Source organism: Streptomyces sp. 147326, assembly GCF_045000215.1.
Lineage (GTDB): Bacteria > Actinomycetota > Actinomycetes > Streptomycetales > Streptomycetaceae > Streptomyces.
On sequence record NZ_CP134201.1, the window covers coordinates 8,057,699 to 8,075,968 of the forward strand.

Here is an 18,270-nt window from a genome sequence, read left to right on the forward strand (position 1 = left end):
ACGAAGACCGGGGGCGCCAGGGGGCGGTGGATCAGGGTTCTGGGAGGTGGGGTCCGAGGTGGCTGGGTTGGGCGGCGGTTCCGCGGCTCACGGCGGTCCCCGTACAGCAGGAGGACCGCCGCGAGCATCGGAGTACAGGTCAGGAGTATGAACGTCATGACGTCGCCTGCGCCGTCGGTGAGACAGCCTGGGCCGGCGGTGTTACCGCACCGGCCGCGTGCAGGAGGCGTTTCACGGCCCGGGAGCGGTTCGCGAGCCTGAGGCGGCGTCCGTGCCGGGGCCACCATTCGAGCAAGGCCAGGAAACCGGAGTCGGCGAAGGTGACGCGGGAGGCGTCCAGTACGAGGCCGGTGTAGCCGTCGTCGGCCGCCGAGGCCAGGAGCGCCCGCAGTGGGGCGGCACTGAAGTGGTCGATCTCCCCACGGAGGCTGACGACCAGAGTGGCGCCGAGGGTGGTGCAGGAGTGGACGACTATGCCGCCGGGCGCGGCGTCAGCGCCCGAGTCGTGCAGGGTGGGAGGGGCCAGGGGCGCGAGAGCGGCGGGCAGTATCGGGGCGGTGCTCGAGGTACTCACATCCCCCTCAACGCTTCCCACCCGGTGTCGGGAAACGAGCCGCGCGATCCTTTCACCCCATGTGACCAGTGGCGATCCCCGACAGGAGGAAAGATTCCACCCGGATGAGGCGTCAGACGCTGGCCGCGCGGCCGGCATTCGAAGCGGACGCCGGCCCCTGGTCCTGCCCGGCGCGACGTAGCGTGGCTCCATGCAGTCGATCCCGGTGTCCTGGACCGCCGCGAACGCCCGCCGGATGGACCGGCAGGGACTCCTCACCCCTGCCGCGGCCGCCGAGACCTCGCCCGCCGACATCGCCGGGCGGACGCTCGGCGCACACGCCCAGGTGATGGCCGCGGCGGAACTCTCCATCACCCTGCGCCTGGACGGCGCGACCCGCACCGACGTACGCGACGCACTGACCGGCGGACACGGGCCGGCCCACGGGCACGGCCCGGGACCGCTGTCGCGGCCGCGACCGGGCACACTGGTCAAGACGTTCGGGCCGCGCGGCACCATCCATCTGCTGCCCGCCCAGGACCTGCCCTGGTGGACCGGGGCCCTCTCCGCTCTGCCCGCGCGCCCCAGCACCTCGAGCCCCGAGGCCCGGATGACGGCCACCCAGACGGGCGAGGTGCTCGCGGCGATCGGCGACGCGTTGACCGGCGCCGAACTGACGGTGGACGAGCTCACCGAGGCGATCGTGGAACGGACCGGTTCCTGGGCCGCGGACCCGGTCATGCCCGCCTTCCAGACGCTGTGGCCGCGCTGGCGCCAGGTCACGCACACCGCCGCGCAGCACGGAGTGCTGGAGTTCGGCCCCGATCGGGGCCGCAAGGTCACGTACACCAACCCCGGCTGCACCCCGGCCTCTCCCACCCGGTCACTGCACGAGCTGGTGAACCGCTACCTGCGCGCCTACGGACCCGCCACCGCCGAAGACTTCGCCGCCTGGCTCGCCGCCCCCGAGGGCTGGGCCGCCGCGCTCTTCGCCTCCCTCGCGCAGAGGGGCCGCATCGAGGAGGTGGCCTTCGCGTCCGGCCGCGCATGGCTCGCCGCCGGCGACACCGCCTTCCCGGACGAACCCGTACGCGGCCTGAGACTGCTGCCCTACTTCGACGCGTACGTCGTCGCCTGCCGCCCCCGCGAACTGCTCTTCCCCGGCTCCGCGGCCATCCGTGCCCTGGCCGGCGGCCAGGCCGGCAACTACCCCGTCCTCCTGGTCGACGGTACGGTCGCCGGTGTCTGGCACCAGCGCCGTACGGGCCGCCGCATCGCGCTCACCGTGGAACCGATGGGCCGACTGAGCGCGGCCCACCGCCGCGCACTGGACGAACAGGTGGAACGTACGAGCGCCATGTGCGAGGGAACCGCGGACCTCACACTCGGCAAGGTCACCGTCGGCCCCCACGCCTGACACACGCCCGCTCGGGCACAGCCCCGGCCGTTCCTCGAACGAGCCCGCGTCATACGACACGAATGAGGTGTGGCCCCATGGCTCACGATGGACGAACCCTGATCATCGGGGCTGCCTTCATCCTTTTACTTGCAGGGTGTGAAAGTACCGGCGGATCCGATGGCGAATCCCCCGTGCGTGGCACCCACCTCACTCCGCTGGTCGAACTGGAAGCGGTTCCCGTGGTCGGTGATCCGCTAGACGATGTAGCGGGTCCCGTAAAGATTCTGTCCGAGCTTCAGTACGGGCATCATCGCCTCATCGCCTACGTGAACGGCGATTCCTGCGGAGTCCTCGCCACTTCCAAGGGTGAATCCAAGGCGAATTCACTCCATCTGGTCTCGAAGTGGCCTGCAGGAGGCGAGGGGAGCAATGTCTACCCAGCGGGCCCCTACAGCAGTGCCTCCAGTGCGGGAGGTGCGAACATCTGGGCATTCTTCCTGTGCAGCAAGAATGCCATGGTGATCGAATACTCCTCCGGCGAGGACGGCGTTCCGGAACGGGCTCGCGGTCCGGTCACCGTCGCGCAGGTCACCGACAGCCCGGCAACCTCGCGGATCACTGTGGGGGATCCCGAGGCGCGCAGGCAGATCGAGGAGCGGGCGAAGTCGGGAAATCAGGCTCCCGCACCGCCCGCCCGGTAGCGCATCGCCTCCGTTGTCCCCTGCGCGCCGGCGCCGGCCGGTGCGGGCGCCGGACGGGCGGGCGGCGGCCTGCCTCACGGGGACGCCGGAGGTTTCCCACCCGGATCGCGCCCGCTCAGCCCGAGTGCCCGGTCCAGTAGCGGGGCGTCGTCCGGTACGGGCACGACGGGGCCGAAGATGCCCCCGCCGCGGCTCTCGTCCTCGGAGGCCGCCAGGAGGAAGGAATGTGAGGCGCGCAGCGCGGCCTGATCGGGCGTGTACTCCTGGCCGGTGGCCCGGGCCAGGTCCCAGCCGTGGATGACCAGTTCGTCGACAGCCACCGCACCCGCGGTTTCGCCGGGCAGGTCCACGCCGCCCGCGCGGGTCATGCCGGTCCAGGCGGCAGGATCCCTCCAGGCCTCGGCCAGCTCGCCGAGGACCCGGGGCAGCTCCTCGCGCCAGTCGGCGGGCAGGGAGGACGCGGTTGGGTCGGGGGCCGTGTCGGTCGTGGGGCCCAGGTCCTTGCGGGCGGCGTCGCGGAAGGCGACGGCGAGGCCTGCGAGGTGGTTCAGCAGGTGGCTGACCGCGTACTCGGGGCAGGGGGTCGGGTCGGCGAGCCGGGCGTCCGGGACGCCTGCCGCGAGACGGGCCACGATCCGGGCTTGTGGTCCGAGGTCGAGGGTCGTGGTATCGGTCATCTGCCGCTCCTTCGGGGCGATGGGTCTGAAGGGTAGACCGGCGGCGGCGCCCGTACTCATCGCGACGCGGGCCGAATGTTCACCCGGGCGGGCGAGCAGCTCCGCCCTGACTTCGGCCGGGGCGCCGCGGGACACCGCCTCGCGCACGGCGGAGCTCCTGCTCGGGCGGGGCCGCGCGGCCCCGCGGCCGGCTCAGGGGCTGCGGGTCAGCGGTACCAGTCTTCGCCGGCGGGGGAGAGTGCACGGTGGAGGTACCTCTCCAGATCGGCTGCCACCCACGTGCGACTGTCGTTCTCGTGGTCCCAGACGAAGACGTCGGAGCGTTGAGGGGTACGCACGAAGGCGAACTGATCGCCGCCGCCGCTGTCCCCGAAGAACATCAGAGCATCGAACGGCATGTACAGCGTTCTGAAGCTTTCCGCGGTCCGGAATTCTGTGTTGTTCAGCCCGATTTGCGCCGCGCTCCAGACGACGTCGGTTCCGTCTTCATCGACTACGCCGTTGCATTCGAGGAGCAGTTCTCGCAGTGCCGCCGGAAGTGTCTGCCCCAACTGGAGCTCCAGGTCAAGCAGGTCCTGTTCGGACGCAGGGTTCTCCAGTTCAACGTCGTCGTACGTTTCTACGAGCTCACGCCACACGTGTCCTCCAAGGCTGTGTCGCTCTGTCACTGTGGAGATCGTCTCAACTGACTTGCCCGGACCCCGTGGCCGCCAGCCGCCGGGCGGTCCGGCGCGGGGTGGCCGGAACTCGCCCGAGGTGCATGAACAGAGGGCTACGTGCTGGTAACTTGCGGGAGTTGATCAAGGTTGGAGTGTGGCCGACCACGCTCCCGGCCAGAGCCGCCCCCCAGTCAAGGAAACACATTGGCACGCACCGTCCGTACGACGGCCCTCGTCTCCACCTCGGCCCTCGCACTCGGCTTCTCCCTCCTCGGCGCCACCGCCCCCGCCTCCGCCGCGGATGCGCCCACACCGCACCTGGACTCGGTCGAGCAGACCCTGCGTCAGGTCTCGCCGGGCCTGGAGGGCTCGGTCTGGGAACGCACCTCCGGCAACCGGCTCGGCTCCTCCGCCCCCGGCGGCGCCGACTGGCTGCTCCAGACACCCGGCTGCTGGGGCGACGCCACGTGCTCCGACCGGCCCGGATCGCGCCGTCTCCTGGACAAGATGCGCCAGGACATCGCCGGCGCCCGGCAAACGGTGGACATATCGACGCTGGCGCCCTTCCCCAACGGCGGTTACCAGGAGGCGATCGTCGCGGGCCTCAGGGAATCCGCCGCGAAGGGCAACCGGCTGAAGGTGCGCATCATGGTGGGCGCCGCGCCCATCTACCACTCCACGGTGATCCCGTCGTCGTACCGGGACGAGCTGCTCGCGAAGCTCGGCCCGGCCGCCGCGGGCAACATCACCCTCAACGTGGCCTCGATGACCACCTCGAAGACCGCGTTCTCCTGGAACCACTCCAAACTGGTCGTGGTCGACGGCAGTTCGGTGATCACCGGCGGCATCAACAGCTGGAAGGACGACTACCTCGAGACCTCCCACCCGGTCAGCGACGTCGACCTCGCGCTGTCCGGGCCCGCCGCGGGCTCCGCGGGCCGCTACCTGGACTCCCTGTGGGACTGGACCTGCCGCAACAAGAGCAGCTGGAGCTCGGTCTGGTTCGCCGCCTCACCCGGCGCGGACTGCATGCCCTCCCTGCCCCGGCCCGCCTCCCCGGAGGGCGGGGGCAACGTGCCCGCGCTCGCCGTCGGCGGCCTCGGTGTGGGCATCCGCCAGAACGACCCCACCTCGTCGTTCCGCCCGGTCCTGCCCACGGCCGGCGACACCAAATGCGGGGTCGGGGTGTACGACAGGACGAACGCCGACCGGGACTACGACACCGTCAACCCGGAGGAGAGCGCCCTGCGCGCCCTCGTCTCCAGCGCGACCTCGCACATCGAGATCTCCCAGCAGGACGTGCACGCCACCTGCCCGCCGCTGCCCCGCTACGACGTACGCCTCTACGACGCGCTCGCCGCGAAGCTCGTCTCCGGCGTGAAGGTCCGCATCGTCGTGAGCGACCCGGCGAACCGCGGCACCATCGGCAGCGGCGGCTACTCACAGATCAAGTCGCTCTCCGAGGTCGGCGACGCACTGCGCGGCCGGGTGACGGCCCTGACCGGTGACGGCGGCCGGGCGCGGACGGCCCTGTGCGAGAACCTCCAACTCGCCACGTTCCGTGCTTCCGACCAGCCGACCTGGGCGGACGGCAAGCCGTACGCCCAGCACCACAAGCTCGTCTCGGTCGACGGATCGGCCTTCTACATCGGCTCCAAGAACCTGTACCCGTCCTGGCTGCAGGACTTCGGCTACATCGTCGAGAGCCCGGCCGCGGCCGGACAGCTGAAGAGCGACCTGCTGGACCCGCAGTGGCGGTACTCCCAGGCCACGGCCACGTACGACCACGCCCGCGGCCTCTGCCAGGGCTGACGGCGGCCCTGTCCCGCCCCGCCCCGCCCCGCTCCCTCGTCCGGCCGGGCGGGGCGGGGCGGGCTCGGTCGGCAGTCCAGGGCGGGCCGACCTGTGCAGCCACTCAGCCGAGGGGCTCCCGGACGGCCGTGCCGTACGCGGCCGCCGTGATCCGGCCCAGTCCCGGGCGGCGTCCGCGGCTCCGGCCCCGACCGTGCGCGCCGGTCCTCAGGCCAGGTCGTACGTGAAGGAGTAGGCGACGGAGGAATCGCCGTGGCGGTACGTGAAGCCTCCGGAGCCCGTCAGTCCGGTGAGGTCTCCGGTGGCGGAGCCGGGGACCACCTCGAAGTGGCAGACGGTGCCGCCCGCGTCGAAGCTGCCGCGCTCCTCCAGGACGAAACTGCCCTTGCGGCCGTCGACGCTGCCGGTCAGCAGTTCCATGCCGCTGTAGCTGCCGACGTTCTCCCCGGTGTAGGCGATCGTGTAGTCGCACGCGGTCTCGGCGGCCTCGATCCCACCGGTGAACGCATTGGTGACACGGGCGTGGGCGAGCCGCGGGACGGCCTCCGCGGATCCGACGGGGTTCTCCTCCCAGTTGGCGAAGGCGAAGCGGCCACCGGTCTCTACGGGCGTGGGCATGGCTGTCCTCTCGGCCGGCCGGACGGTCTGCTCCGCCCGGCGGTTCATCAGGCTGTGCCCCAGGCTGGCAGCCGTACCTGACACCTTCTGTCAGGTACGGAGGACAATGGGATCCATGCGCGCCGACCGGCTCCTCTCCCTGATCCTGCTGCTGCAGAACCGCGGCCGGATGACCGCGCCCGAGCTCGCCGCCGAGCTGGAGGTGTCCTTGCGTACGGTCTACCGGGACGTCGAGGCCCTCGGCGCCTCCGGCGTCCCCGTCCTCGCCGACCGGGGACCGGCCGGCGGGTACCGGCTGGCCGAGGGCTACCGCACCCGCCTCACCGGTCTCACCGACGCCCAGGCCGGCTCCCTCTTCCTGGCCGGCGCCCCCGGACCCGCGCGGGAACTCGGCCTCGGCGCCGACCTGGCCGCCGCCCAGCTGAAGCTCCAGGCCGCACTGCCCGCCGCACTCGCCGGACGGGCCCGGCGGATCCAGGACCGCTTCCACCTCGACGCGCCCGCCTGGTTCCGGGAGGCCGACCCCGTCCCGCACCTCGCGCAGATCGCCCAGGCCGTGTGGGACCAACGCGTCCTGCACGCCCACTACCGCCGCTGGCGCGGCGAGGTGCGGCGCGAGCTGCACCCGCTCGGCCTCGTCCTCAAGGGCGGCATCTGGTACCTGGTGGCCGGGGTCGAGGACGCCGTACGGACGTACCGGGTCGCCCGGTTCCTGGCCGTGGACACCACGGCGGAGGGCTTCGAACGGCCCGCCGGTTTCGAACTCGCCGCGTACTGGCAGGAGTCCACCAGCCGCCTGGACGCCGTGCTCCACCAGCAGACCGCGGAGCTGCGCCTGTCCCCGCGCGGACAGCGGCTGCTGCCCATGCAGTTCGGGGCGGCCGGCAACCGGGCACTCGCCGACGCCGGCGCGGCCGACGCGGACGGCTGGGTCCGGGTGCTCCTGCCCGTCGAGTCGGAGGCGATCGCCGTCGGTGACCTGCTCCGGCTGGGCGCGGAGGCCGAGGTGCTCGGCCCGCCCGAACTGCGCCGCGCCCTCGCCGAAACGGTGGCCGCACTGGCCGGACGCTACGCCCGGCCCACGACGTAGGGTGGCGCAGTGATCGGACAGCCGGGGCCGGGAGGGAGCGCACGTGGAGATCGAGCTGCGGGAGACGGAGGACAGTGACCTCGGTGTGTTCTGGCTGCAGTTGACGGACCCCGGACTCCTGCACATGGCGGCGCTCACCAGGAAGTACCACTACGACCGGGGACACTTCGGCGCGCACTGGGCGAAGGTGCGCAACGACCCCGAGGTGACACTGCGTACGGTGCTGGCCGACGGGGTGGTGGTCGGGCACGCCGCCGTCTTCGGGCCGCCCGAGGAGCGCGAGGTGACCTACGTGATCGGCCGCGAGCACTGGGGGCGGGGCATCGCCACCCGGGCGCTGGCCGAGCTGATCCGGCTGGAGGACACCCGCCCGCTGCACGCCGGAGCGGTGGCCGACAACGCGGGCTCGATCCGCGTGTTGGAGAAGTGCGGGTTCACCGTCACCGGCCGCGAGCGCGATTTCGCGCGGGCCCGTGGCGAAGAGGTGGACGTCGTCCTGCTCACCCTGAGCTGAGGCGCCCGGCCCGGCCGCCGCCGGACTCCCAGCGGACCTCACCTTCCTGCAGCCGCCCGGTCGGGCGCAGCCCGCAGCCAGCGGCGACCGCCGCCGAGGCGGCGTGGTCCGGGTGGATGTGCGCGACCAGCCGGTCGACGGGCAGCGGGGTCAGCCAGGCCGCGACGGCCCGGGCGGCCTCCGAGGCGAAGCCGTGGCCCTGCCAGGGGGTACCGACGACCCAGGCGAGCTCGGCCACGCCGCGTGCCGGGGTGATCGTGGCCTGGACGGTGCCCGCCAGCCGTCCCCGCCCGCGCAGGCGCAGCACCCAGTTGGCCCAGACGGTCGCGGGGTCGGGGGAGCCGGCGGCGAGCCGCTCGTAGCGGGCGCGGAGCTCGTCCCGCGACAGCGGCGCACCGCCGGTGAACGCGTGCAGGGCGGGGTCGGCCAGGACGAGGCTCATCTCGTCGGCGTGCGCGGGGAGCAGCGGGAGCAGGTCCAGCCGGCGGGTCGCGAGGGCGACGGCCCGGATCGCGGGCCGGCGCACCTTGGCCGCCGCGCCCGGGCGGGGTACGCCGTCCACGGCCAGGCAGATGCCCAGCACCCGGTCGTGGCCGGTCCAGCCGTTGACGCGGCCGTGGTTGTTGCTGATCTGCACGCGTCGGCGCGGGATGTCCACCGCCGACACGAGGTGCAGGTACACGGTGCCGGAGACGCGGGCGAGGACGATGTCCCCGACCTCGACCAGCGCCGCGTCGGCGGGCGCGACCCGGACCCGCTGCCGGCCGTGGACCAGCGGCACCATGGACCCGCCGGTCGGCCGGAACTCCACGGTCTCGCCCCGGCCGATGCGGTCCGCCTGTGTGTCGAGCATGCCCATCGGGTGAGTCTCCCGGGGCGGGGCGCTCCCGGCCACCGGATTTCCCCCGACCCGCTCCGCCCCGCCCGCGCGGTGGCCGTGCACGGCAGGAACGGGCCTCAGAAGGGGGGACAGTCGCTGTAAGCCCACCGGCTCCGGCAGCGGGACGGCGGGGCGCGGCGTGCGCAGCAGCGCGACGGCCTCCTCGGCCCGCCCCAGCTCCACCAGCAGCGGGCCGAGGGCCCGTTGGTGCTCCAGCCGGTCCTCCTCCAGGAGCGCGGCGGCCTCCTCCGGGCGTCCTGCGACCGCCAGCAGGTCGGCCAGGCTCTCCACCGCGTACGGGCTCCGGCCCTCCGGGTGCGCGAGGGCCTCCCGCACCGCCTCGTCCAGCCGCCCGCAGGCCACAAGGAGCGGTCCCCTCAGCCGGAACAGCTCCCACTCCTCCCTGCCCCGCCGGACCTTGAGGGCGTCCAGGTGGGCGAGGCCCTCCTCGGCGCGGCCCTCGGCGGCCAGCAGCCGGGCGGCTTCCTCGGCCGCCGTCCACCAGCCGGTACCGACGTACGGGGCCAGTACCGCGAGGGCCTCCTCCAGCCGGCCCCGGTCCGCGAGGAGACGCGCCCAGGCGCGGGCGCAGAACCAGTCGCCGTCCTCCGCCAGGGCCTGTGCGCGGACCAAGTCGGCGTGCCCGAGGGCGAGGAGACGGTCGACGAGCTCCGGCGGCACGCACTCCTCGTGCATCCGGGTCCGGCGGTCGAGTACGGCGGAGTCCATGGCCGCAGCCTAAGGGGCGGCTACGGGGGCTCCACCTCCAGGAAGCGGCGCCGGCGCGGGCCCCGGTACAGCAGGCAGACCCAGCCCAGCCGTTCCAGTACGGCCGCGCAGGCCGTCAGCCGCTCCTGCTCCTCCTCGGCCGCACCGCCGCCCGGTGGCCCGAGCCAGGTCACCTCCACCCGCCCGGGCTCCGGCCGGGCGGCCACGCGGTAGCCCGTGCGCGTACGCCGGCCCTCCGCGTCCACTGCCGACGGAGTGATCCCCGCCGCCTCCAGTACGAGGGCCACCGCGCGCGGCGGCTGCCGGACCTCCCACGGCGCGGGAACCGCCGCGCCCGCCGGGCCGTTGACCAGACGACGGATCTGCAGCAGCCCCTCGTACGCCGTGCGCAGCTCCGCCTCCCGCCGGCCGGGCGGCGCCTCCGGGCCGTCGCCGGTCGCGGCCTCGAAGCCCTGCCCCGGTACCGTCATCGCCCCGCACCCTCCCGGCTCTCGTCAGACGCCCGACGGGCCCCTCTGCCCGTCTGAGTACGTTGCGCCCGACGGCCTGAGTATCCGCCCCGATTCCCCGCCGGGCCGCCGCTGGTCGAATGGGGTCATGACTTCCGACGCCCCGCGCAGCGCGACCGTCCGCCCGCGCATGCAGCACGTGACCACCGCAGGCTCGGCCCTGGCCGTGGCGCTGGTCCCGCTCGTCGTCGGCGTCCTGTTCGCCAAGGCGATGGCCGCCGACCCGATGACCCCGGTCAACGCCCTGATCGCGGGCGGCGGTCAGCGGGCCGCCCTGCCGCGGGGTGAGTGGAAGCGGCGCGGCCACAGCACCCTGCGCAGGTTCCGTACGGTGCGGCGTGACACGACGCGCCGGTGCGCCCACGTCTGCGGCCGCCGTCCCTGATGCCGCCGTCCCTGATTGCGCCGTCCCTGATGCCGCCGGGCGTCAGGGCGCGGCGAGGGGCTCCTGGAGTTCGGTGACCCACTGCTCCGGGTCCTGCGGGCAGGAGAGCGTCAGCTCCCGCGCGTATCCCGCCGAGCGGTGGCCGTGCGCGCCGATCCACCGGGCCAGGGCCTGCGCGGTCGGCAGTACGCCGTCCATCGAGCCCCGGTGGACCACGGTCGCGGCCCGCTCCACGCCGGGCAGCGTGACGATCCGCACCTCGCCCCCGAGCTGCCCGGCGCGGACCGAGGCCGCCACCGGCAGACCGGCGTGGACGAGGACCGCCGTTCCGGAGTCCGCGCCGGGCGCGTCCTCGTAGTAGGCGGTGCCGGGACCGGTCGGGACGACCCCGGCCTCCTCGGCGCGGCGGCACAGCTCGTCGTAGAGCGGCCCGATGACCGGCCCGATGTCCTGCGGTTCGTAACTCGCGGCCGTCCCGGTCAGCTCGGCGAGCCGGACGGGCGGGAGGCTCTTCACGACGATGTCGTCGGCAGGCATGGTTCCCTCTGTCTCGATGGTCCGGAGCCTCGCCTCGACCTGGACCAGCCGGGCCGCCGCGGCGGCCATGGCGGTCTCCAGTTCCGCCTGCCGCAGCCGCAGCATGCCGCGCAGCTCCTCCGCGCCCACCCGCTCGCCGAGGATCGTCCCCACCTGGTCGAGGCTGAAGCCGAGTTCCTTGAGCGCGATGACACGGTTGAGGCGGGCGAGCTGCCCGGCCTCGTAGAAGCGGTAGCCGGTGAACGGGTCGACACGCGCCGGGCACAGCAGTCCGAGCGCGTCGTAGTGGCGCAGCATGCGGACCGACACCCGGCCGTGTTTGGCGAAGTCTCCGATGGTGAACATGACGCGCTCCACTACAAGGTCTGACACAGGGGGAGGGTCAAGCGTCGCACCCGGCGCGGAGAAGGTCAGCGGCCGTACTGCCGCAGACACAGGTCGACGATGGACGGCGGTACGACCCCGTCCGCGGCCGCGCACAGCTCGTCGATGCGGGGCGGCGGGGCCGGCCGCCGGCGCTGATGCGGGTGCGCGGTCGCGGGCCCCGGCACACGCGCCCGCCGGGGCGGCGTCGCCTTGGCGCGGGCCCGATCGGGGGAGGGGGCGGGCTCCGGCCCGGGGTCCCGTTCCGGCCCCGGGCCGGGGTCCGCGGCCGGGTCGTGCTCGGCGGTCGCGGGCAGCTTGCCCAGGGGCAGCGCCAGGGGTGTGGGGAGCTCGGGCGCGTCGGCGGGCGGCACCGAACCGCGTACGGGAACCGGAGCCGCATCCTGCGGTGCGACGGAGACACAGCCGGCACTCGCGAGGAGCGCGACGAGGGAGAGGGGCACGGCCCGGCGTAACTGCATCCGACCACCTTGCCGTACCGTGCGGCCCGCCCGGTTCCCCGCCTCACGCGTCCGGGTGACACCGCCCCGTGGTTGCGGCCGGGGCGTGTGGAAAATTGGGGAACGGCAGTGCGGGTGACCGGGGAGGCGCGACCTCCGGAGCCCCGCGCCGCCGCGTCCTGCCCGCCGAACGCCCGTACGGAGTGCCCCTCCATGACCTCAGCCGCCGCGCCCGGCAACCCCACGCCGCCCCCGGATCCCACAGCCCGGCCCACGCCCCCGCCCCCCGCCGCCGCATCCCTGCCGGCGGCCCGGTCCGAACCGGGGAGCAGACCAGAACGGGGGAGCAGATCCGGACCGGGGAGCGGACCCGCACCCGGGAAGGGCCCCGCGCCGTGGAAGGGCTGGGCGGCCGTGTGCGCCGTCGCGCTCGGGATCTTCTGCGTCATCACCTCCGAGCTGCTGCCCGTCGGGCTCCTCACCCCGGTCGGCGCCGACCTGGACGTCTCCGACGGGATCGCCGGGCTGATGGTCACCGTGCCCGGGCTGGTCGCCGGGTGCTGCGCTCCGCTGGTCACCGTCGGCGCCGCCCGCCTCGACCGGCGGCTCGTGCTGTGCGTGCTCATCGCCCTGATGGCCGTCGCCAACCTCGCCGCCGCCCTCGCCCCGAACTTCGCCGTCGTGCTGGCGGCCCGCCTGCTGGTCGGCGTCAGCGTCGGCGGGTTCTGGGCCATCGCCGGGGGACTCGCCGTACGCCTCGTCCCCGAGCGCCACGTCGGCCGGGCGACCGCCCTCGTCTTCGGCGGCGTGCCCACCGCCTCCGTGCTCGGCGTGCCCGCCGGCACCCTGCTCGGCGAACTCGGCGGCTGGCGCACCGCCTTCGCGGCGGTCGGCGCCCTCGGACTCGTCACGCTGACCGCCCTGCTCCTGCTGCTGCCCGCGCTGCCGCCGACCCGCCCCATCACCTTCCCCGAACTGCCCGCCCTGCTCCGCGGGAACCGTGCGGTCCGGGCCGGGGTGATCGTCACCTTCCTCGTGGTGACCGGGCAGTTCGCCGCCTACACCTTCGTCCGGCCGATCCTGCAGGACGTCTCCGGCATCGACGCCGGATACGTCGGCACCCTCCTGCTCGGCTACGGCGTCGCCGGTGTCGCGGGCAACTTCCTGGCCGGGGCGCGCGACGCCTACCGGACGCTCCTCGTGGTCAGCGCCAGCCTCACCGTGATCCTCGCGCTCATCGTGGTCCTCCCGGGACCCGTCGCCGGGACCACGCTGCTGCTCGCCTGGGGGCTCGCGTACGGCGGGGTCTCGGTGAGCGTGCAGGGCTGGATGATCAAGGCGTCCCCGGACGCGCCCGAGGCGGCTTCCTCGCTCATGGTGGCCGTGTTCAACCTCGCCATAGCCGCGGGCGCGCTGTTCGGCGGCCTCGCCGTCGACGGCATGTCCGCCCCCGCCGCCCCGCTCGGCGGAGCCGCCCTCATGCTCGTCGCAGCCTGCACCGTCTGGGCCACGGCGGTCCGCCGCGGCGACAGACGGGATGGACGGGAGGATTCCGGACATCCGGCTTGACCCGGACCCGGCCGGAGGGAAAGAGTGCGCCGATCAAGAACCACCGTTCGAGCCGCACTTCGGAGATACGTCAGATGTCCATATCCGTCCGCTCATCGCTCGTCCCGGCCACGACCGGCGGTTCTCCGGCGCTCGGTACCCGCGGCGTCCCCGCCGCCGGTGTGCCCCTGGCCCCCGCCGCCCGGCGGCGCAGAGCCTGACCGGCCGGGTGGGGGCCGGCACCGCACCGCCGCGCCGGCCCCCGTCCCTGCCGGGGAGACCACCATGTCCCAGCACCCTGATGAGAGCGGGCTCGTCCCCGACGACCACCTGCTCGTACGCCCGTACGTCGCCGCCTCGGGCCGACCGCCCCTGTCGACGGCGCCCGCCTGGCCGCAGACCGGACCCCTCGCCTTCCCCGGACCGGCCCGCGGCCCGCGGGCCGGCGGCCCCGGCGCAGCCCCCGCCCCCGCCGATGCTCGCGGAGCCGTTCGCGATGCCACGGATCCCGGGAGCCGCAGCCGGCTTCCGCTTGCCGTCGGCACCCTGCTCGCGCTGGCCGCGGTCGGCGCCCTGGTGCTCCTGCTGAGCGGGCCCGAGCCGGAACCGCCCCGGGCCGGCCCGCCGCCCGAGCTGTCCGTGCCGGTGCTCCCGGCGCGCAGTCCGGACGCCGACGTCACCGGAACGCCCCGGCCGACCGCGTCCGTACGGTCCGCAGCGCCCTCGGCCGCCCCGGCGACGGAACCTCCCACGACCGCGAGCGGGTCTCCGGAGCGGACGCCCTCGCCGAGCGCGTCGCCGCCGCGCCCGTCGGGTGCCTACGTGACCCTGCGGATGGGGGACAAGGGTCCCGAGGTCCGCGCCCTGCAGGAGATGCTCTACGGGCAGGGGTTCACGTACGTCTCCGTCACCGGCGTCTACGACGGCCAGACCAAGCGCGGTGTCAGCCAGCTCCAGCGCGACCGGTCCATCAAGGGAGACCCGCAGGGCGTCTACGGCCCCGCCACCCAGGCGGCGATGAGGTAGTGCCGCGCGGCCTTTGGCGGCCTCCGGCGGGGGATCAGCGGCCGCCGGAGACCCGCAGCACGGTTCCCGTCGTGTACGAGGCCTCCGGGGACAGCAGCCAGGCGATGGCCCCGGCGATCTCCTCGGGCCGGCCGGGCCGCCCGAGCGGGATCCCGGCCGCCGCCCGCGCCGGGCGGCCGGGATCACCCATCGCCGCGTGCATGTCGGTCTCGATGATGCCGGGCGCCACGGCGTTGACCCGGATCCCGTCCGGGCCGAGCTCCTTGGCGAGGCCCACGGTCAGCGCGTCGGTGGCCGCCTTGGTCGCCGCGTAGTGCACGTAGTCCCCGGGGCTGCCGAGGGTGGCGGCCGCCGAGGAGACGTTCACGATCGCCCCGCCGCCGGATTCCGCCATGTCCCGGGCGGCCCGGCGGCAGCACAGCAGGTACCCGAGGAGGTTCACCTCGACCACCCGCCGCAGGTCCTCGGTCCGGGCGTCGGCGAGCCGGCCCGGCGGGCCGGTCACCCCTGCGTTGTTGACCAGGCCGCCCGGCGTGCCGAGTTCGGCGCCGGCGATGTCGAAGAGCCGCTCCACGGCGCACTCCTCGGAGATGTCGCCGCGTACGGTCACACAGCGGACCCCGGTGGCCCGTACGCGCTCGGCGACGGCTTCGGCGGCCGCCTCGTCGCGGGCGTAGCCCAGTGCCAGGTCGTGCCCGTCGGCGGCCAGCCGCAGCGCGGTCGCCGCACCGATGCCCCTGCTGCCGCCGGTGACGACGGTGACCGGACGACGTCGTGACACGGGAGCCTCCTGCGGACGGTGGAACAGCGGATGTCGGAACACAGCGCGCGGTGCGGCAGGCTAACACCGTGATATTCGCTGGACCAGCGAAAATGCTGACCGGAGAGTGATCGTCACCGACGCGCCGCCGCAGGAACGGCGTCGTCCGCCTCCCTGACGACTGCAGGAGCCGTTCATGTCCACTTTGAGAGTCACCGCCGAAGAGCTGACCGTCCACGAGCACCCGAACGCCGACGCGTTGGAGCTGGCCCAGGTGGGTCTGTACCGCGCCGTGATCGCCAAGGGTGCCTACCGCACCGGCGAGTTCGCGCTCTACATACCCGAACAGGCCGTGCTGCCCGCCGAGCTGATCGAGGAGCTCGGCCTCACCGGGCGGCTCGCCGGCGGCTCCGCCGACCGGGTCAAGGCGGTCCGGCTGCGCGGCGAACTCTCGCAGGGCCTGGTGTGCCGGCCGCGCGTGCTCGCCGACGTCGACCTCGTGCAGGCGGCCGAGGAGGGCACGGACTTCGCGGAGCTGCTCGGCATCACCAAATGGTCCCCGCCCATACCCACCACGATGAACGGCGAGGTCGAAGCCGCCGCCGACCTGATGCCGTGGGTCGACGTCGAGAACCTCCAGCGCTACCCGCACATCTTCGAGCCGGGCGAGCAGATCGTCCTCACGGAGAAACTGCACGGCACCGCCTGCCTGTTCACGTACGTGGCCGGGGAGGAGCGGTCCCTCGTCTCCTCCAAGGGCTTCGGCTCGAAGGGGCTGGCGCTCAAGGAGGACGAGCGCAACCTCTACTGGCGGGCCGTACGCGGCCACGGCGTGCCGGCCGTCGCCGCGGCCCTGGCCGCCCGGCTCGGCGCCACCCGGGTCGGGATCTTCGCCGAGGTGTACGGCGCGGGCGTCCAGGACCTGGCCTACGGGACCGACGTGCGCACCGCCGACACACCACCCGGGTACGCCGTCTTCGACGTGTCCGCCGAGATCGAGGGGCAGGTGCGCTGGCTGGACCCGGCCGCCGTCCTGACGGACGGGGAACTGCCGCTGGTGCCACGGCTGTACGAGGGCCCCTACGACCTCGACACGGTGCTGGAGCTCGCGAGCGGCCGCGAAACCGTGTCCGGGCGGGCCGTGCACCTGCGCGAGGGCGTCGTGATCCGCCCGTCGACGGAGCGCTACAGCCCGGTCGTCGGGGGCCGGGCCATCGCCAAGGCGGTCAGCCCGGCCTACCTGACCCGCAAGGGCGGCACCGAGTACGAGTGACCGCCCAGCGCTTCCTAGGATGACCCGATGTCCCGGACCGATGCCTTGTCGAGGGCGCTCGACACCCCGGGGGAACCGCCGCTGCGGCCCCTTCCGCCCACCGTGTCCGCGCTGTTGCGTGCGCTGGCCGCCCCGCCCCGGCTGGCCGCGCACCTGCGGCTCGTGCACGACGTCGCGTACGAGCTGGCCGACTGGCTGGAGGGGCACTGCCCGGGCCTGGCCTTCGACCGGGCGGCGGTGCTCTTCGGGGCGGCCACCCACGACATCGGCAAGGCCGTGCACACGGCCGAACTCGGCGGGCCGGGCTCCGAGCACGAGCCGGCGGGACGGGAACTTCTGCTGGCGCACGGGTTCACCGAGCGGCAGGCCCGGTTCGCCGCGACGCACGCCGCGTGGAGCGAAGACGGGGTGAGCACCGAGGAGTTGCTGGTCAGCCTCGCGGACAAGGTGTGGAAGGGCAAGCGCGTCCAGGACCTGGAGGAGCTCGTGGTGGGCCGCCTCGCCGGAGCCACCGGCGCCGAGCGCTGGGAGGCGTACCTGGAGCTGGACGGGGTGCTCGGGCGGATCGCCGAGGGGGCGGACGAGCGGCTCGGCTTCCAGGCCGCCTTCCCCGTGCACACGTGACCGGCCCCGGGTGACCGGCCCCGCTTGACGGCGATGCCCGACCGGCCGTGCCATGCCGCCTGCGTGGGACGCGCCGCGCCGCGTTCGCCCCGCATCGTGGGGTGGGCGCGGCGTGCGTGGTGGGATGGACCGGGGGCGGGTCCACCAGCACACGGAGAGGTCGGGTACATGTCCCAGTCGGGCCGGAGCAGCCAGGAAACCATGCGGGCGATGGCGTACGAGACGTACGGCGGGACGGAGGTGCTCTCCGAGATCCGGCTGCCGCTGCCCAAGTGCGGCCCCGGCGAGGTGCTCGTCCGGGTGAAGTACGCCGCGGTCAACCCCGTCGACTGGAAGATCATGTCGGGCGGGCTCGACGCCCTGATGGACGTCGTCTACCCGGTGATCCCCGGCTGGGACGTGGCCGGCACCGTCGAGCGGGTCGGCATCGACGTCCCCGAGTACGCCGAGGGCGACGAGGTCATCGCCTACGCCCGCAAGGACTACGTGCACGGCGGCACCTTCGCCGAGTTCGTCACCGTGCCCGTACGCGCCCTCGCGCACAAGCCCTCCTCGCTGAGCTGGGCCGAGGCCGCCGGGCTCCCGCTGGCCGGACTCACCGCCTACCAGCTGCTGACCCGTCTCGGCACCGGCAAGGACGACACGGTCCTCATCCACGGCGCCGCGGGCGGCGTCGGCTCCTTCGGCGTGCAGATCGCCCGCGCGCTCGGTGCCCGCGTCATCGGCACCGCCTCCCCGCGCAACCACGACCGGGTGCGCGAACTCGGCGGCGAACCCGTCGAGTACGGGGACGGCCTCGCCGACCGTGTCCGCGCCCTCGTGCCCGACGGGCCCACCGTCGTCGCGGACTTCGTGGGCGGCGTCGGCGGTGTCACCCGGGAAGTGCTGCACGACGACGGCCGGCACGCCTCCATCGCCGACCCCAGCGTGCTCGGATCGGGCGGGGAGTGGATGTGGGTCCGCCCGGTCGGCAGCGACCTGGCCGAACTGGGCCGGCTCGCCGACAGCGGACAGCTGAAGGTGCCGGTCGCCAAGACCTTCCCGCTGGCCGAGCTGGCAGCGGCCTTCGAGCTGAGCCAGGGCGGACACACGGCGGGGAAGATCGTCATCGAGGTCTGACCCCGCCCCCGGAGGCACGACGCCAGGTCGGGT

Annotated in this window: 20 protein-coding genes; 11 read left to right on the forward strand and 9 right to left on the reverse strand. The window is 73.9% G+C overall.

Annotation, left to right across the window (positions count from 1 at the left end):
- Positions 1 to 154: 154 nt before the first annotated feature.
- Positions 155 to 574 (reverse strand): STAS domain-containing protein, encoded by a 420-nt coding sequence (locus RIU97_RS37040; protein WP_404961850.1) that lies wholly within the window; start codon positions 572 to 574, stop codon positions 155 to 157.
- A gap of 190 nt (positions 575 to 764) precedes the next feature.
- On the opposite strand from RIU97_RS37040, the gene RIU97_RS37045 reads away from it, so the two are divergent.
- Positions 765 to 1,970, forward strand: coding sequence for a winged helix DNA-binding domain-containing protein (locus tag RIU97_RS37045; protein WP_404961851.1), 1,206 nt, complete (start codon positions 765 to 767; stop codon positions 1,968 to 1,970).
- Between the two features lie 77 nt (positions 1,971 to 2,047).
- A complete protein-coding gene (locus tag RIU97_RS37050; RefSeq protein WP_404961852.1) occupies positions 2,048 to 2,653 on the forward strand; it encodes a hypothetical protein in 606 nt (201 codons plus the stop codon).
- A 74-nt stretch (positions 2,654 to 2,727) separates the two neighbouring features.
- Here RIU97_RS37050 and RIU97_RS37055 read toward each other — a convergent pair whose 3' ends face one another.
- Positions 2,728 to 3,330, reverse strand: coding sequence for a TIGR03086 family metal-binding protein (locus tag RIU97_RS37055; protein ID WP_404961853.1), 603 nt, complete (start codon positions 3,328 to 3,330; stop codon positions 2,728 to 2,730).
- Between the two features lie 206 nt (positions 3,331 to 3,536).
- A complete protein-coding gene (locus RIU97_RS37060; RefSeq protein WP_404961854.1) occupies positions 3,537 to 3,968 on the reverse strand; it encodes an SMI1/KNR4 family protein in 432 nt (143 codons plus the stop codon).
- Positions 3,969 to 4,193: 225 nt separating this feature from the next.
- Between RIU97_RS37060 and RIU97_RS37065 the strand changes: the two genes are divergently transcribed.
- Positions 4,194 to 5,801: a phospholipase gene (locus RIU97_RS37065; protein WP_404961855.1), complete on the forward strand. Its 1,608-nt coding sequence runs from the start codon at positions 4,194 to 4,196 to the stop codon at positions 5,799 to 5,801.
- A gap of 207 nt (positions 5,802 to 6,008) precedes the next feature.
- On the opposite strand, the gene RIU97_RS37070 is transcribed toward RIU97_RS37065, so the two are convergent.
- Positions 6,009 to 6,419 (reverse strand): DUF3224 domain-containing protein, encoded by a 411-nt coding sequence (locus RIU97_RS37070; protein WP_404961856.1) that lies wholly within the window; start codon positions 6,417 to 6,419, stop codon positions 6,009 to 6,011.
- A 115-nt stretch (positions 6,420 to 6,534) separates the two neighbouring features.
- On the opposite strand from RIU97_RS37070, the gene RIU97_RS37075 reads away from it, so the two are divergent.
- Both RIU97_RS37075 and RIU97_RS37080 read left to right on the forward strand, forming a co-directional pair.
- Entirely contained in the window at positions 6,535 to 7,509 is a 975-nt protein-coding gene (locus tag RIU97_RS37075) for a helix-turn-helix transcriptional regulator (RefSeq protein WP_404961857.1), read from the forward strand.
- Between the two features lie 43 nt (positions 7,510 to 7,552).
- Positions 7,553 to 8,023, forward strand: coding sequence for a GNAT family N-acetyltransferase (locus RIU97_RS37080; RefSeq protein WP_404961858.1), 471 nt, complete (start codon positions 7,553 to 7,555; stop codon positions 8,021 to 8,023).
- Here RIU97_RS37080 and RIU97_RS37085 read toward each other — a convergent pair.
- Both RIU97_RS37085 and RIU97_RS37090 read right to left on the reverse strand, forming a co-directional pair.
- Complete coding sequence (locus tag RIU97_RS37085) at positions 8,010 to 9,632, reverse strand: GNAT family N-acetyltransferase (RefSeq protein ID WP_404961859.1); 1,623 nt, start codon at positions 9,630 to 9,632, stop codon at positions 8,010 to 8,012. The two genes, RIU97_RS37080 and RIU97_RS37085, sit on opposite strands and share 14 nt — an antisense overlap.
- A gap of 20 nt (positions 9,633 to 9,652) precedes the next feature.
- Positions 9,653 to 10,102, reverse strand: coding sequence for a hypothetical protein (locus RIU97_RS37090; protein ID WP_404961860.1), 450 nt, complete (start codon positions 10,100 to 10,102; stop codon positions 9,653 to 9,655).
- A 127-nt stretch (positions 10,103 to 10,229) separates the two neighbouring features.
- Between RIU97_RS37090 and RIU97_RS37095 the strand changes: the two genes are divergently transcribed.
- Complete coding sequence (locus RIU97_RS37095) at positions 10,230 to 10,526, forward strand: hypothetical protein (RefSeq protein ID WP_404961861.1); 297 nt, start codon at positions 10,230 to 10,232, stop codon at positions 10,524 to 10,526.
- A gap of 42 nt (positions 10,527 to 10,568) precedes the next feature.
- Here RIU97_RS37095 and RIU97_RS37100 read toward each other — a convergent pair whose 3' ends face one another.
- A complete protein-coding gene (locus tag RIU97_RS37100; RefSeq protein ID WP_404961862.1) occupies positions 10,569 to 11,408 on the reverse strand; it encodes a MerR family transcriptional regulator in 840 nt (279 codons plus the stop codon).
- Positions 11,409 to 11,473: 65 nt separating this feature from the next.
- Positions 11,474 to 11,908, reverse strand: a complete 435-nt coding sequence (locus RIU97_RS37105) for a hypothetical protein (protein WP_404961863.1) — start codon at positions 11,906 to 11,908, stop codon at positions 11,474 to 11,476.
- A gap of 393 nt (positions 11,909 to 12,301) precedes the next feature.
- On the opposite strand from RIU97_RS37105, the gene RIU97_RS37110 reads away from it, so the two are divergent.
- Both RIU97_RS37110 and RIU97_RS37115 read left to right on the forward strand, forming a co-directional pair.
- Positions 12,302 to 13,456: an MFS transporter gene (locus tag RIU97_RS37110; RefSeq protein ID WP_404961864.1), complete on the forward strand. Its 1,155-nt coding sequence runs from the start codon at positions 12,302 to 12,304 to the stop codon at positions 13,454 to 13,456.
- Between the two features lie 264 nt (positions 13,457 to 13,720).
- Positions 13,721 to 14,461 (forward strand): peptidoglycan-binding protein, encoded by a 741-nt coding sequence (locus tag RIU97_RS37115; RefSeq protein ID WP_404961865.1) that lies wholly within the window; start codon positions 13,721 to 13,723, stop codon positions 14,459 to 14,461.
- Between the two features lie 34 nt (positions 14,462 to 14,495).
- Here the strand turns inward: RIU97_RS37115 and RIU97_RS37120 are convergent, their stop codons facing one another.
- Positions 14,496 to 15,242: an SDR family NAD(P)-dependent oxidoreductase gene (locus RIU97_RS37120; RefSeq protein WP_404961866.1), complete on the reverse strand. Its 747-nt coding sequence runs from the start codon at positions 15,240 to 15,242 to the stop codon at positions 14,496 to 14,498.
- Positions 15,243 to 15,417: 175 nt separating this feature from the next.
- Between RIU97_RS37120 and RIU97_RS37125 the strand changes: the two genes are divergently transcribed.
- The 3 genes from RIU97_RS37125 (at position 15,418) to RIU97_RS37135 (ending at position 18,237) form a co-directional block, all read left to right on the forward strand.
- On the forward strand, positions 15,418 to 16,494 hold the full coding sequence (locus RIU97_RS37125) for an RNA ligase (ATP) (RefSeq protein ID WP_404961867.1): 1,077 nt from the start codon (positions 15,418 to 15,420) through the stop codon (positions 16,492 to 16,494).
- Between the two features lie 27 nt (positions 16,495 to 16,521).
- The gene (locus tag RIU97_RS37130) at positions 16,522 to 17,118 is read left to right on the forward strand and encodes an HD domain-containing protein (RefSeq protein ID WP_404961868.1); all 597 of its coding nucleotides are present in this window, start codon (positions 16,522 to 16,524) and stop codon (positions 17,116 to 17,118) included.
- A gap of 201 nt (positions 17,119 to 17,319) precedes the next feature.
- Complete coding sequence (locus RIU97_RS37135) at positions 17,320 to 18,237, forward strand: NADP-dependent oxidoreductase (RefSeq protein ID WP_404963070.1); 918 nt, start codon at positions 17,320 to 17,322, stop codon at positions 18,235 to 18,237.
- Positions 18,238 to 18,270 lie beyond the last annotated feature (33 nt).

Bases quoted from the DNA above. Each gene is read 5' to 3' on its own strand.
- RIU97_RS37125 (WP_404961867.1), top strand. From the start codon at position 15,418: ATGTCCACTTTGAGAGTCACCGCCGAAGAGCTGACCGTCCACGAGCAC.
- RIU97_RS37090 (WP_404961860.1), bottom strand. From the start codon at position 10,102: ATGACGGTACCGGGGCAGGGCTTCGAGGCCGCGACCGGCGACGGCCCG.
- RIU97_RS37070 (WP_404961856.1), bottom strand. From the start codon at position 6,419: ATGCCCACGCCCGTAGAGACCGGTGGCCGCTTCGCCTTCGCCAACTGG.
- RIU97_RS37085 (WP_404961859.1), bottom strand. From the start codon at position 9,632: ATGGACTCCGCCGTACTCGACCGCCGGACCCGGATGCACGAGGAGTGC.
- RIU97_RS37050 (WP_404961852.1), top strand. From the start codon at position 2,048: ATGGCTCACGATGGACGAACCCTGATCATCGGGGCTGCCTTCATCCTT.
- RIU97_RS37105 (WP_404961863.1), bottom strand. From the start codon at position 11,908: ATGCAGTTACGCCGGGCCGTGCCCCTCTCCCTCGTCGCGCTCCTCGCG.
- RIU97_RS37135 (WP_404963070.1), top strand. From the start codon at position 17,320: ATGCGGGCGATGGCGTACGAGACGTACGGCGGGACGGAGGTGCTCTCC.
- RIU97_RS37095 (WP_404961861.1), top strand. From the start codon at position 10,230: ATGACTTCCGACGCCCCGCGCAGCGCGACCGTCCGCCCGCGCATGCAG.
- RIU97_RS37115 (WP_404961865.1), top strand. From the start codon at position 13,721: ATGTCCCAGCACCCTGATGAGAGCGGGCTCGTCCCCGACGACCACCTG.
- RIU97_RS37130 (WP_404961868.1), top strand. From the start codon at position 16,522: ATGTCCCGGACCGATGCCTTGTCGAGGGCGCTCGACACCCCGGGGGAA.
- RIU97_RS37075 (WP_404961857.1), top strand. From the start codon at position 6,535: ATGCGCGCCGACCGGCTCCTCTCCCTGATCCTGCTGCTGCAGAACCGC.
- RIU97_RS37100 (WP_404961862.1), bottom strand. From the start codon at position 11,408: ATGTTCACCATCGGAGACTTCGCCAAACACGGCCGGGTGTCGGTCCGC.
- RIU97_RS37045 (WP_404961851.1), top strand. From the start codon at position 765: ATGCAGTCGATCCCGGTGTCCTGGACCGCCGCGAACGCCCGCCGGATG.
- RIU97_RS37055 (WP_404961853.1), bottom strand. From the start codon at position 3,330: ATGACCGATACCACGACCCTCGACCTCGGACCACAAGCCCGGATCGTG.